We start from the raw sequence: 13,762 nt of genomic DNA on the forward strand, positions 1-13,762 counted from the left end.
TAATATTGATTCTTTTTTATTCATATCTAACTCCATTCTGCCGCCGAACTGGTGTAATAAATAATGAAGGTCAGCTTTTTTATATATTAAATTTCTTCATCATATTTGATTTTGGTTGCTTCAAAAAAGTATTATAGCGATTACTCAATATATAGGTAGTAATAGTTTTAAATTAATGAGTAATCGCTATAATTAATAATTATATATATTTAATCAATCGAAAGTATTTAATCTGTGTATGTGTATTCGCTTTTTATAGTCATATTTCCTATACCGTATGAATTCCCACAAGGATGTATATCTCCTGTAAATGAAACCATTAAAGTCCTGCCCCCATCAATAATACTTGAACTGGGACCACTTTGATTAGCAACAAATGTACCAAGACAACCCGTGTTAACGATTAAAAGCTGAGCGCCTTGAAAACTACCAACTCTATGTTGGTCCAAATTAGCATAGTATTGCGCTCTGATATTACAGTATTGTGTATTAGTAGATTTGGTTACATCACGGAATACAGAACTTCTATTTGAACGGAATGTTAAAGTATTGTCAATTGAATTACTGTCAGCTAACTTCTGTTCTATGTAGTCTAAAGTAGCTCTTTGTTCTACAGCTATCGCACGGACAACATTCTCATAATCTGTTAAACTTATCTTATCTGGATTAACCCCCCTCGAATGTTAAAGCTAAATTATAATCAGTTATAATATCCAGGAATACAGCTTCATAAGGGGAGGTTTGTCCCTGATATGCTAATGCCGAGAAGTTTATCATAAGCACGCTTATAATAGTAAACACAAAACAAAAAATTTTTTTCATATAAAACCTCCTTAATTGTAATTGCTGTTAACAGGATAGCTAATATTTATTTACTTATGCTAAATTTACCATTGGTATCACCCCCCTATACACTTTACATAATTAAATTATAAAATAAAGGATATTATTATAATCTAATTGACCTTTAAATGATACTAATTGACGGTATAATATCTGTACCTTCGAATAATGTCTATATATAGTACCGTAAATGTAAATAAGTGTAAAATTATTGGCTGATAATTATATTTTATTCAAATTTACTTAAAATAATATAAAGCCATAAGTATACAAATACAAGTTTTAAAGTATATGAGATATTTATATATAACCTGTAGAAAATTATGAGCAAAGCGTGTATAGTATTCTTAAAATATAGTATTCCTATAGGAAAAAGGAAAAATGAAACGGAGGCGTAAGAATGAAAATATTTGTCTATAGCTACCGGGAATTTGATGAGGCGGTCCACTTTCAGAATTTCAGCAGAGAGCTGGGGATAGAGCTTCAGACCACCCCGAAGCCGCCTGCGCTGGAAACCGCCTGTCTGGCAGAGGGCTATGAATATATCAGCGTCATTACCACCAGGATCGATGCCGCGCTGCTGGAGAAGTTCCATGATATAGGAGTCAAAATGATTTCCACCAGGACCATCGGATACGACCATATAGATCTTAAGAAAGCAAAGGAACTGGGAATCCGTGTAAGCAATGCCGCTTACCCTCCCAGCAGTGTGGCGGACTATACGGTTCTGCTGATTCTGATGATGATCCGCAGAATGAAGCAGATCATGAACCGGGCGGCAATACAGGATTTCACCCTGCCCGGAATACAGGGTGGTCAGATGCCGGATTATACGATCGGTGTGGCCGGTACCGGCCGGATCGGAAGTACGGTGCTTAAGAGCCTGTCCGGTTTTGGCTGCAGGCTGCTGGCCTATGATCTGCATCCCAATGAGGAAGCGGGAAAATATGCGTCCTACTGCAGTTTTGATCAGCTGCTGGAGCAGAGTGATATCATTACCCTGCATATGCCGGGCGGGGATGGAACCTATCACATCATGAATGAAGACACGATTGGGAAAATGAAGAACGGAGCGGTTCTGGTCAATACTGCCAGAGGAAGCCTGATCGACACCGAGGCGATGATCAGGGCCATGGAAAGCCAAAAACTGGGAGGGGTCGCCCTGGACGTGGTGGAACATGAATTCGGCCTGTACTACGGGGACCGCAAATCCGATGTGATCGTCAACCGGGATCTGGCGGTGTTAAAAAGCTTTCCCAATGCCATCGTTACCCCGCATATGGCCTGGTATACCGATGGGGCGGTCAGGGAGATGGTCTACAGTTCCCTGAAAAGCTGCTGCCTGTGCGCGGCCGGGGAAAAGAATCCATGGGAGGTCTTATAAGAATATGAAAGTTTCTACAAAAGGAAGATACGCGCTTCGCATGATGTTAGATCTGGCTTTGCACAATACCGGCGAGTACATCGCACTGAAGGATATCTCCGCCAGGCAGGAGGTTTCTGTCAAATATCTGGAGCAGATCGTCACTATGCTCTCCAAAGTGGGCTACCTGAAAAGTGTGCGCGGGCCCCAGGGGGGATATAAACTGGCGAAAAAACCGGAGGAATACACGGTAGGCGATATTCTGCGGATCACTGAAGGCAGCCTTGCTCCGGTGGCCTGTCTGGAGGACGAGCCCAATCAGTGCGGCAGATATGAGGAGTGTTCTACGATTGCGTTCTGGGAGGGCTTTTACCGTTGCATTACAGAATATGTGGACCGGTTCACGCTGGAAGATCTGGCGGAGCAGGAGCGCAGGAAAATTTCCAATAATTATGTAATTTAGTATTGACAAATGGTAAAAAATCTCTTATATTAATTTCATACTAATCCTATAGGAAATAGGGGAAAGAAAAAGAGGAGTGGGATTATGGAGAAAAAATTAAAATTCGAGACATTACAGCTGCATGCGGGACAGGAGGCGCCGGATTCGGCCACGGACGCCAGATGTGTTCCGATCTATCAGACATCCTCCTATGTATTCAGGGACAGCGCGCAGGCGGAGGCCCGGTTCGGCCTCTCGGAAGGCGGGAACATCTACACCAGAATCATGAATCCCACTTCGGATGTATTTGAACAGCGGATGACGGCGCTGGAAGGCGGCGTGGGAGCGCTGGCTACCGCATCCGGCGCGGCGGCGATCACTTACGCGGTCCAGAATATCGCCCGGGCGGGAGATCACATGGTATCATCCAAGACTGTCTATGGAGGCACCTATAATCTGTTCGCCAACACGCTGGCGGATTGTGGGATTACTACTACATTTACAGACGCCTCACGGCTGGAAAATATAGAGAAGGCGATCCGTCCGGAGACGAAAGCGGTCTTTATCGAGACACTGGGCAATCCCAATTCCGATGTGCTGGACGTAGAAGGGATCGCGGCGCTGGCTCACGGGCATGGTATTCCTCTGATCGTGGATAACACGTTTGCCACCCCTTACCTGTTCCGGCCCATCGAACACGGCGCGGACGTAGTCGTTCATTCCGCTACGAAGTTCATCGGCGGGCACGGCACCAGCGTAGGCGGTGTGATCATCGACGCAGGGACGTTCCCGTGGGCATCCAACGATAAATTCCCCGGGCTCACCAGACCGAATCCCAGCTATCATGGCGTAGTGTTTACGGATGCGGCGGGGGCAGCCGCTTATATCACGAAAGCGCGGGTGACCCTGTTAAGAGACACGGGAGCGGCGCTGGCGCCGTTAAATGCTTTTCTGTTCCTGCAGGGCCTGGAAACCCTGTCCTTACGGGTAGAGCGTCACGTGGACAATGCCTTAAGGGTGGTGGATTACCTGGCGCATCATCCCCTGGTAGAGCGGGTGAACCACCCGTCGCTGCCGGACAGCGGGTATCAGGAGCTCTATGACCGGTATTTCCCCAGGGGAGCCGGTTCCATTTTCACCTTTGAGATCCGGGGCGGAGCGAAGGAAGCGAAGGAATTTATCGATCACCTGAAGATCTTTTCCCTGCTGGCGAACGTGGCGGATGTGAAAAGCCTCGTGATCCATCCGGCCAGCACGACCCATTCCCAGATGACACAGGAAGAACTGGCGGATTCCGGAATCCGGGAAAATACCATCCGGCTGTCCATCGGTACGGAACATATAGATGATATCATCGATGATTTGGAGCAGGCGTTTGAGAGCCTGAGATAGGAGAGAGAAGAATATGAAAATAGCCAACAGCGTATCGGATTTAATCGGAAAGACTCCGCTTCTGGAGCTTACAAATTATGAGAAAAAACATGGACTGAATGCCAGATTGGCAGCGAAGCTGGAATACTTTAATCCGGCGGGAAGCGCCAAAGACCGGATCGCCAAAGCCATGATCGATGACGCGGAGGCAAAAGGGAAATTAAAGCCCGGAGCCGTAATCATTGAACCGACCAGCGGCAATACCGGGATCGGTCTGGCATCGATCGCGGCATCCAGAGGCTATCAGCTGATCCTGACCATGCCGGACACCATGAGTGTGGAACGCCGGAACCTGCTGAAAGCCTATGGCGCCACGATTGTCCTGACACCTGGAGCAGAAGGGATGAACGGCGCGATCAAAAAGGCGGAGGAACTGGCGGAAGAAACACCCGGAAGCTATATCCCGGGACAGTTTGAGAACCCGGCCAATCCCGCGATCCACGCGGCTACCACGGGCGTGGAGATCTGGGAGGACACGGAAGGAAAGGTGGATATCTTCGTGGCCGGAATCGGAACCGGGGGGACGATTTCCGGGGTGGGCGGCTTCCTGAAATCCAAAAACCCCAACGTGAAAGTCGTTGCTGTGGAACCTGCGGACTCCCCGGTCCTGTCCAAAGGCGTGGCGGGCCCTCATAAAATCCAGGGAATCGGTGCGGGATTTGTGCCTAAGACTCTGAATACCCACGTATACGATGAAATTATTACGGTGGAGAACGAGGCTGCTTTTGAGGCAGGACGGGAGATCGCCAGGAGCGAGGGCGTTCTGGTGGGGATTTCCTCCGGAGCGGCTGTCTGGGCGGCGGCTGAGCTGGCGAAGCGGCCGGAGAATGCGGGGAAGATCATTGTGGTTCTGCTGCCGGATACTGGGGACAGGTATTTGTCTACCCCTATGTTTTCCTGAGGCTGACGGGATTGTTACTATTTATGGACAAGTTTGGTAAATGGGGATTTTGAGAGGGGACTGGCACTTTTCGGTAGGAAAGCTAAATTTTCAAGTAACTGCGTAGAGAAAAGGGCCTGTCCCCGGATGTTGACTGGAATGATCCATCCTTCGCGGGAAGCACTCGCTTTATTTCCCCGGATAAGCCAACGTCCGGGGACAGGCCCCTTTCTCCACGCAGTTACTTGAAAATTTAGCTTTCCTACCGAAAGGTGCCAGTCCCCTCTCAAAATCCCCATTTACCAAAGTTGGCCTTGAATTGTAACATGGGATTATAACATAAGCAAAGGCATCTCCATTCTAAAAGAGGGGGGACTGTCGGGAAATAAATTTGTATACCAGATATTGATGGGAAATATGTAATTATGTTCCATTTCTGGTATGACTGATACATTTCCCGACAGTCCCCCTTTAAAGGTTATGTTTTAGTCTTTCCATGAGAGGTGGTAATTGTTATAATGATTGTAATCCTGGCGGAAACCAGATGAATCAGAATCATTATGAACAGGACGGGAACAAGAGAAGAGGAGAAGTACGGCATGTTACGGATCAGTGATAGGTTGAGGAGAAGAGCAGTGAAAAAGGGAGCCGGGAGTATTAGCATCATCGGTGGGGCTGATGGGCCTACGTCGGTTTTTGTGGCTGGAACAGTGAAGAGCAAAAAGAAAGCGGATAAGAAGAATCAGGAGCAGGAGCGCAGGGTTCAGGAGATTATAGAGCAGATCGTGCCCGGGAAGAGGAACATGGAGGAAGTATGTGAATATCTGATAACGGAATTGGGGGCGCAGGAGAGCGAGCTTACCCGGGGGCGCAGGGAGTGTATGAAGTTTAATATCCTGTGCAGGTATTTCCCGGAGATATTGCCTCCCATGCCTGAAATCAAGGGAAGGCATACGCAGGCACGGGCAAAACAGTGGGCGGAAGAATGCAGGATCAGGCATGAGAAGATACAAGATTACCCCGAGGAGAGTCTGGACCTGGATATGCATCTTTTTGAACTGCCGCTGGTGGTGAAGGGGGAGAGAATCGGCTGTTTTTATGTGGAGCTGGAAAGGAATACCGGTTATCTGTCCTGCAGCTGGAACTATGATATTGGTGACAGGAAGACAGAGCAGAGGGATATCAAGGAAGCGGGGGATCGGTTGATGACCGGGATTATGAGGTTCCGGGGATTGGCACAGGAGGATATCGATAACAGGACCCAGGATTTCTGGAGTTATATAAGTATGGAGCAGTATGTAAAAGAACAATGAGCGGTAACAGGAAAGCGTATGTTTCGCACAGGAGGAAAATAGATGAGCGCAAGAAAGACATTCAGCAGGCTGGGATTTGTTTTATTACTGGTCATGGCCGTGGCACAGGGAGGGCAGGTTCTGCTGCTGAAACTGGGATATTGGCTGCTGCCGTCGGGCTGGCAGGGGGAGTGGATGACCTACGCGGTCCTGGAGATCGTGATGTGGGGGATGGCGCTGCCGGTGATGTGGGCGCTTACCAGAAAGATACCGGTGGAGGGGAAGGGGGAGGTCAGGAAGCTGCGGGCCGGGGAATTTTTGTTTTTGGTCCCGGTGACGGAGGCGGCGGGATATCTCTGTAATCTGTTCGGGATTATACTGTTGATCCCGTTGATTCTTCTGTTGGTTTTAAAGGGAGGAAATCCTTCGGACATCAACCCGCTGTTTGATCTGATGAATCAGGGCGCGGGGATTCCTATGTTTCTTGCGGTTGTGGTTTTTTCACCTGCCGTGGAGGAACTGCTGTTTCGATGGCTGCTGCTGGACCGGTTGAGAAGGTTTGGGGATAAGACTGCGATTCTGGTCAGCGCGCTGGCCTTCGGCCTGTTTCACGGGAATCCTCTTCAATTTCTGTACGCGACGGCGGTGGGGATGATATTTGCCTACATTACGCTGAAAACCAATACGGTACGCTACTCGATCGGACTTCATATGATTTTGAACCTGTTCGGGAGCCTTGCTATGTATGTGATGATGATAAAGAATCCGTTCCTGATGCTGAAGATGACTGTCCTGCTGCTGGCGGTGATTTTTGGTATGGTGGTTACCGGGATAGTGCTCTTCTGCGTTCGGTGGCGGCGGGTCCGGTTTGCGCCGGGGCCTGATCCCATCCGGCGGGGGGCGGGATTCCGGACGGTGGTGTTAAACCCGGGGATGATCTGCTTTCTTCTGTGCTGTCTGCTGATTTTTGCCGCATTTTTTGTTTCGCTGTTTATTCAGCTGTAGCAGATCGGGTGGGGATAGGAGAGTGTGAGGGGGATGAAGGGCAGGGAACGAAGTGTTCATTCTTTGAAATATATTTTATCTATGCTTATACTGGCAGTTATTCTTCCCATGTATCTGTGCGTGGGTGTGATCAGCGGTTTCTATATTAATCTTTATAAAGAGCAAAGCGAAGCGGCCAGAGAGAATACCTTGGTGATTCAGCTCAACACACTGGAAACTTCGCTGGATAATATTCAGAGAACTGTGTCCAATTATTATACGAAAAACCTGTCTGCCGGTTATAAAAAAGTAAAAAACAGCGAGCTGGAGCTTTATTTTTTTCAGCAGCATTTGAAATCGGACTTGGATTTTAACAGTTCTTCTCATGACCTTTCCCCGCTTTTTTTCAGTTATTGCACGGATAATGATTATTTTATCATCAGCAGCAGCGGTGCCGAGATCAGTGCCCGAAAGGAGTCTTTTCTGGATCAGCTTATGGAACAAGAGATTTCTGGTTCCACACAGTGGAGAATCCTGGGACTGAACCAAAAGTATTATTATCTGTCTTTTATAAAAGCGGGGGATTATTATGTGGGCGCTCTTGTGGATGCCGGGAGAATGCTGGAACGTTTAACTCCTCTGAATGATAAAAACGGGACACAGTATTATATCCTGGGGGAAGAGAATGAGATCATCGGCTGCACCTTACATGCGGATTATGCGGTTGGTCAGAATCTTCCGGATGACAGGACACTGGAAAAGGAGTATCAGGTGATCGATATCCGTTCGGCCATTGGCTTTTGCCTGACGGCCTGTTCCATAGAACGGGATATTCTCTTGAATTTTAATATGAACCTGTTTCTGATTTTGGCGCTGGCTGTCTCGACACTGTTTATATTGCCTGCAATCCGGTGGATTCATAAAAAATATGTGCTGAATCCGATCCAACATCTGACCATTGGTCTGGAACGGATCCAGAATAATGATTTTAGCTACCGGATGAATGAAGAATGCTATCCCGGGGAGTTCTGTTATCTGAATTCTACTTTTAACGATATGTCCCGAAGTATTTACGATCTGAAGGTGGAGGTATATGAGAATAAGCTGCAGGCGAAACAACAAGAAATCGAGCTGCTGCAGGATCAGATTAAGCCCCATTTTATTATGAACAATCTGAATCTGATATATAATATGGCCTATGCACAAAAATATGGGAACATTCAGGAAATGGTGATTCATCTGAACGATTATCTTCGTTATACACTCCGGCAGAATCTGACGGAAGTGGCATGGAAAGAGGATCTGGAATATGCGTACCATTATCTGGAGATTATTCGTTTGAACTATCCGGAACGGTTCCGGTATGATATCCTGTACCAGCCTGAGGATGGGGAAGCTGCACTCCCGCCGTTTATGATCAATACGCTGATCGAAAATGTGGTCAAGCATTTGTTTGGAAAAAAGAATGAAATCTATGTGCTGATACAGGGCAGAATGATAGATCAGGAGGGAAGCCGTTATCTGGAATGCTGTCTTTTGGATAACGGGCCGGGGTTCTCTCCCGAAGTTCTTGCTGATATCCGGGACTGGAGTCCGGAACAGGTCAGGAAGGAAAATCATGTGGGATTGAAGAATATGAAATCCAGATTATACTACTTGTACGGAAATGAGGCTGAGTTTCATATACAAAATGTCTGGTCAGGAGCAGCGGTCTGGTTTCTGATACCCCAAAAGGAGGATAACCGTTCGTGAATCTTTTGATTGTTGACGATGATGTGAATATGCTGCACTATATCTGTCGGGAACTGGATACAGGTGCCTTGGGAATACGGAACGTATATACTTCTGTCAATATAGAGGAAGCTAAAAATATAATCCGTGAGAAGGATATTTATCTTCTGGTTTGTGATATCGAAATGCCGGGGGGAAGCGGTCTGGAATTGATGGAATGGATTCAGCAAAAACATCTGCTGATGGAAATCATACTGATCACCTGCCATGCCCGTTTTGAGTATGCCAGACGGGCGGTGGCTCTGCAGGCTTCGGACTATGTGTTGAAACCGATCAGGATACCGGAATTACAGGAAGCCATCCGCAGGGCAATCCTTCATCTGCGCCAGGAGCCGCCAAAATCCCAAAGAGGAGTGTCACAAGTCCCTGTCCTTGATCTGGTGCTGGTCAGAGAGTTCATTTTTACGAAAAAATGGGACCAGACTTTGGAGCTGCTTGAACAGTGGCTGGGGGGATTTCCCGAGGGCCGTTATTTAAACAACCGGGAAATGCAAAGATATCAATATTTATTGGAACATACCTGCTATAGTTTTTTGGAAAAATATGGAGGGGTCCCGGATGAAGTCTATCCCGATGACACCAGACTGCTGTTTAAAACGGCGCTTACGGACAAAGACCACTTTAGGAAATGGGCCGTGTCCATGCTCGCGTGCTTGAGAGGGTTCTATGACAGGCAAAAAGGAAACAGTATCGTGCGGGAGATCAAAGCCTATCTGGAGGATCATTACCCACAAGATATAACGCTGCAAAATCTGGCGGAAGATTTTAACTACAGCAAAGACTATATAACCAAAATTTTCCGCCAGGAAGAGGGCTGCGGTCCTTTTGAGTATCTTGCGGAATACAGGGTCAAACAGTCTTGTATTCTGTTAGGGGATGCCAGGCTCTCCGTCGGCGAAATCGCATCTATGACCGGTTTTAACAGTATATCCTATTTTTCCAAAACGTTCCGTAAACTCATGGGAAAAAGCCCGAAAGAGTATCGGAAAACCCAGTAGACCCATCCTGCCCGCCGGATGATCCGGCGGGCAGGATGTATTTCCGTTGTCTAATAGGTGAAGCCCTGTCCGGCTATTGTGAGCAGAGCCAGGAAGAATGCGGACAAAAAGCAGCTGAGATAGGCATTCTTTGTTTTCCTGTAGAGTGTGGTATTAATGATACTGACAATGGCAAACGATGGTACCACATAGAACATTGCGTCATTTAACACAATCGAATTCGGATGGTTACCAATAAAAAGCGGAGGATATTTTGTAATCCTGAGCCCGAAATAATATATGAGAAACAGGACGCCGGTACCGCCGATGGAACCCAGCAGCGCAAATCCATATTGTTTTACAGTGGAAAGAATACCGGTACCTTCACAGCTATAAGCAAATGCCGTGCTGGTCATGGTGCTGACTGCAGCAAAAACCAGGAAGAGCAGGAAATACAAAGGAAGATAGGGAAGCTTGGACATGCCGATGGATTTGAAGCCAAAGATCCAATATCTGAATTCCAGAGGTATCACCGCGTAGATTACGTCTACCAGCAGATAGGAGACCGCGACGATACACAGGGCCAGCAGGAAGGATTTCAATATATAGGACGGCCGGAATTCTTTTTTTGTATTATCAGTGGATAATCCGTAACTCCGGGCATTTCCATCGTGTGTGCGTCCGTATAGGAAGTGCCAGACAAGGAAGAGCACCAGAATTACGATTCCACCAATGGCAGCCCATCCGGCATATACGTTAGACCACACTGCGGGAAAAAGGCTGTTGGCTCCGCTGCCGCCAAGTCCGGAGATCCAGATGCCTGCCTTGTGCAGCAGGAGTACCGGGACCGCAGCACAGACAATGATACACAGGATTCTGTGCCAGGCTGATATCCGAACGGCCGGGGCGGATTGGGTCTGGATCAAATCGCGGAAGAAGCGGGTTTTTAGCAGGGTACAGGCGAAGGATATGATAAATAAAACGAAACCGATAAGAGCCAGCAGAGTTCCGGCCTCCTTCCACATCCAGATCTGATTGGTGTTGGAGATTCCGGTCAGGTTGCCCATAGATTTTGAGAAAAAGTCAACCATATCGCCGATGGACTCCCGGCAAACCAGATTTCCGGTATGGCTGGTATAAGGAGTATACATGACACGGGCGGTACCGTCTTCAAAAGATCCATAAGTCTGGCCTGGAATCAGATTTTCCGATATGCCAAAGCCTTCCTGTACAAAATCCATAGAAAGCAGATCCTGGGTATTCTGCACCTGGGTAGCGGCCACCACGAACTCATCATAGCGTGCGTTGATATAACCCACATTGAAGATCAGCTGCGCCGGATCGATGGTGGGAAGTTTCTTTAAAAAGGAACCGGAACCGATGACCAGAATGGAATTCACGTCTTTTGCGTGGGACAATGCAGCATTTGTAATATAAGTGCCGCCCATGGAATGACCCGCTAAAGACATGCGCTCCTGATCCACATAATCCAGGCTCTTCATATACTCAAACGCCGTTGACACCCCAGCGTCCAGATCCAGGCCGGCGTAGTTGCCGATCACCAGAGCCTCATCATTTGGCGTGTATTCCGACAGGCCGCAGCCGTTGCAGTCCAGTGACAGGACGACATACCCCCGTCTGGCAAATTCCAGGTTCAGATTGGACATTTGATCCAGATACGTGTTACCGCCGTGGGCAGTCAGGACTGCCGGCGCGGGTTCCATGACAGTCGCCTGGTCGGGCTGGTACAGGACTCCATGGAGAATCCCTCCCTGCTGATCTGAAAAATAAATATTTCGGACTTTCACATGTCCGAAGTCAGTGGTCGCAAGTCCGGCTGCTGCCAGACCGATCAGCATGATGACAATGGAAAGAATCAGGCTGTTTTTTAATAGTTTTTTCATCTAACTCCACCCTTTCTGTTTTTTATAGTATACTTAACAGTATCCTATTAAGGATTGCCCTGGGGGCGGCGTGGCAGCGATTCGCTGCTTTGCTGGGTATTATTTTATAAGATCCAACGGAAAGATTCTTTAATAAAAGCGGAAGGAATTTGTACGAATCCGCATTTTATAATTTCAGGGAGATGAAATATTGAAAAAGAAATTTTTTATCATCGGAGCACTTCTGATCATTGGGACAGTGATCTGTATAGGGCTCTTGATTTCGCGGCAGAACAGACCTGAAACAGTGAGTCTGGAGATGCTCTATGTTAACTATTATGATTCGACGGACGGACTTCAAAGGATACAGGAACGGATGAATGATCTGCTGACAGAAAAATTAAATGTATCTTTAAACATTACTCCGGTAGATTCCGCCACCTATGACGACTACTTAAGCGGGATGCTCCGCAGGGGGCAGACCGTCGATATCGTATTCCTTAAGGACAGTATTTTCCCGGATCTGGTGAAAGAGGGGATGCTTATCGACCTGTCGGATCTCATTACAGACTATGGAAATGATATCCTGCAGACATTTTCGGGACAATATGAGTTCCTGATGGATACGGTAGCCGGGTATTCGCAGGGGGGACTGTACGGGGTACCGTCTCTGGATATAAAGACCAGCCGGAATGTGGTGTGTATGCGAAAAGATCTGATCGAAGAGTGCGGGATCGATATCAGTGGAATTCATTCTTATGAGGATCTGGATGAGGTATACCAGGTCATTCATGAAAAGAGACCGGATATTACCTGTCTGGAACGGTCGAACCAGACGTTTGCCATCAATCCTATGATTACATTTAACGGAATAACCGGTTATGAAGGCCTGGGAGATGGTGTCGGCGTGTTGTTGGAAGAGGGAAGCACACGGGTTGTTAATTTGTATGAATCCGGGCAATATAAAGACTTTGTCCGTAAAATGCACCAGTGGTATGAAAAGGGGTATATCGAGAAGGATATCGCCACCACATCGAACCGTGCCGACATTACTTATAAGACAGGAAATGTGTTTAGTTACTTTACGAGTACATATATGACGACAGAAGGCTGCGCAAAAGATGTGGTATCCTGGAGTGGTCAGGATACGGTAACGGTGGTACTGGATGATAACGGCATTCCTTTTACGAAATTTATAACCGGTATCCCCGTTACGTCCGGGGACCCTGCGAAGGCCCTGCAGGTAATCAATGAATTCTATAGTAATCCGGAACTGCTGAACCTTTTTTATTACGGAGAACCCAAAACAGATTATCATCTGGACCAGGAAGGATTGGTCAAAAGTGAAGGAGCATCCGGGAACAAATACTATTCCAATATGAATATGATTACCGGTAACCGTCTGATCGCAAATGTGAGGGATTACGAGGGACGAAATTACAAACAGGAGCTGGAGCGGGAAGTAACGATAGAAAATACGACCACAGCCTTTGGATTTGTATTTGACAGAACCCTGATAGCCGAAGAATATGCCCAGGTAAAAGAGATTATATCAGAATATGCTCCGGGGCTGGAATTCGGAGTGCTGGATCCTGAGACTACACTGCCTGTATTCCAACAGGAGTTGAGGGATGCCGGTATAGATAGAATTCTGACAGAAAAACAAAAACAATTAGACAGGTGGCTGCAGGAAAAAGATAAAAAAACACTCGAACCGTAAGGAAATTTAACCAACCTTAGCAAGAAGTTCCCCTCTTCTAAAGTGGGGGATGAATTGCGTCGCACACTACTTGATCAATATATAATGATATGTTATTATACAATCAGTCGAAACAGAAAGAAGCTGATTATACATGGAGTTAGACAATAATGCACA

Annotated in this window: 11 protein-coding genes; 9 read left to right on the top strand and 2 right to left on the bottom strand. The window is 47.1% G+C overall.

Annotated features, from left to right (window positions below; all coding sequences use genetic code 11):
• Positions 1-666 precede the first annotated feature (666 nt).
• Positions 667-822, bottom strand: coding sequence for a hypothetical protein (locus ABC831_RS23435; RefSeq protein ID WP_343250494.1), 156 nt, complete (start codon positions 820-822; stop codon positions 667-669).
• 421 nt (positions 823-1,243) lie between these two features.
• Between ABC831_RS23435 and ABC831_RS23440 the strand changes: the two genes are divergently transcribed.
• The 8 genes from ABC831_RS23440 to ABC831_RS23475 all read left to right on the top strand — a co-directional run bounded on the left by ABC831_RS23440 (position 1,244) and on the right by ABC831_RS23475 (position 10,024).
• Positions 1,244-2,227, top strand: coding sequence for a D-isomer specific 2-hydroxyacid dehydrogenase family protein (locus ABC831_RS23440; RefSeq protein ID WP_343250495.1), 984 nt, complete (start codon positions 1,244-1,246; stop codon positions 2,225-2,227).
• A 4-nt stretch (positions 2,228-2,231) separates the two neighbouring features.
• A complete protein-coding gene (locus ABC831_RS23445) occupies positions 2,232-2,669 on the top strand; it encodes an RrF2 family transcriptional regulator (RefSeq protein ID WP_343250496.1) in 438 nt (145 codons plus the stop codon).
• 84 nt (positions 2,670-2,753) lie between these two features.
• Complete coding sequence (locus ABC831_RS23450; RefSeq protein WP_343250497.1) at positions 2,754-4,040, top strand: O-acetylhomoserine aminocarboxypropyltransferase/cysteine synthase family protein; 1,287 nt, start codon at positions 2,754-2,756, stop codon at positions 4,038-4,040.
• Between the two features lie 13 nt (positions 4,041-4,053).
• Positions 4,054-4,980, top strand: coding sequence for a cysteine synthase A (cysK, locus tag ABC831_RS23455; RefSeq protein WP_343250498.1), 927 nt, complete (start codon positions 4,054-4,056; stop codon positions 4,978-4,980).
• Positions 4,981-5,558: 578 nt separating this feature from the next.
• The gene (locus ABC831_RS23460) at positions 5,559-6,272 is read left to right on the top strand and encodes a hypothetical protein (protein ID WP_343250499.1); all 714 of its coding nucleotides are present in this window, start codon (positions 5,559-5,561) and stop codon (positions 6,270-6,272) included.
• Positions 6,273-6,314: 42 nt separating this feature from the next.
• A complete protein-coding gene (locus ABC831_RS23465) occupies positions 6,315-7,256 on the top strand; it encodes a CPBP family intramembrane glutamic endopeptidase (RefSeq protein ID WP_343250500.1) in 942 nt (313 codons plus the stop codon).
• A gap of 81 nt (positions 7,257-7,337) precedes the next feature.
• Positions 7,338-8,987, top strand: a complete 1,650-nt coding sequence (locus tag ABC831_RS23470) for a sensor histidine kinase (RefSeq protein WP_343250501.1) — start codon at positions 7,338-7,340, stop codon at positions 8,985-8,987.
• Positions 8,984-10,024, top strand: a complete 1,041-nt coding sequence (locus ABC831_RS23475) for a response regulator (protein WP_343250502.1) — start codon at positions 8,984-8,986, stop codon at positions 10,022-10,024. Before ABC831_RS23470 ends, ABC831_RS23475 begins: the two co-directional genes overlap by 4 nt.
• Positions 10,025-10,074: 50 nt before the next feature.
• Here the strand turns inward: ABC831_RS23475 and ABC831_RS23480 are convergent, their stop codons facing one another.
• Positions 10,075-11,907, bottom strand: a complete 1,833-nt coding sequence (locus ABC831_RS23480) for an alpha/beta hydrolase (protein WP_343250503.1) — start codon at positions 11,905-11,907, stop codon at positions 10,075-10,077.
• Positions 11,908-12,097: 190 nt separating this feature from the next.
• Between ABC831_RS23480 and ABC831_RS23485 the strand changes: the two genes are divergently transcribed.
• Entirely contained in the window at positions 12,098-13,606 is a 1,509-nt protein-coding gene (locus ABC831_RS23485) for an ABC transporter substrate-binding protein (RefSeq protein ID WP_343250504.1), read from the top strand.
• Positions 13,607-13,762: the final 156 nt, after the last annotated feature.

Source organism: Diplocloster hominis (assembly GCF_032380655.1).
Classification (GTDB): domain Bacteria; phylum Bacillota; class Clostridia; order Lachnospirales; family Lachnospiraceae; genus Diplocloster; species Diplocloster hominis.

Coding starts and splice junctions, on each gene's coding strand:
- ABC831_RS23435 (WP_343250494.1), bottom strand. CDS start 822: ATGAAAAAAATTTTTTGTTTTGTGTTTACTATTATAAGCGTGCTTATG.
- ABC831_RS23440 (WP_343250495.1), top strand. CDS start 1,244: ATGAAAATATTTGTCTATAGCTACCGGGAATTTGATGAGGCGGTCCAC.
- ABC831_RS23445 (WP_343250496.1), top strand. CDS start 2,232: ATGAAAGTTTCTACAAAAGGAAGATACGCGCTTCGCATGATGTTAGAT.
- ABC831_RS23450 (WP_343250497.1), top strand. CDS start 2,754: ATGGAGAAAAAATTAAAATTCGAGACATTACAGCTGCATGCGGGACAG.
- cysK (WP_343250498.1), top strand. CDS start 4,054: ATGAAAATAGCCAACAGCGTATCGGATTTAATCGGAAAGACTCCGCTT.
- ABC831_RS23460 (WP_343250499.1), top strand. CDS start 5,559: ATGTTACGGATCAGTGATAGGTTGAGGAGAAGAGCAGTGAAAAAGGGA.
- ABC831_RS23465 (WP_343250500.1), top strand. CDS start 6,315: ATGAGCGCAAGAAAGACATTCAGCAGGCTGGGATTTGTTTTATTACTG.
- ABC831_RS23470 (WP_343250501.1), top strand. CDS start 7,338: ATGCTTATACTGGCAGTTATTCTTCCCATGTATCTGTGCGTGGGTGTG.
- ABC831_RS23480 (WP_343250503.1), bottom strand. CDS start 11,907: ATGAAAAAACTATTAAAAAACAGCCTGATTCTTTCCATTGTCATCATG.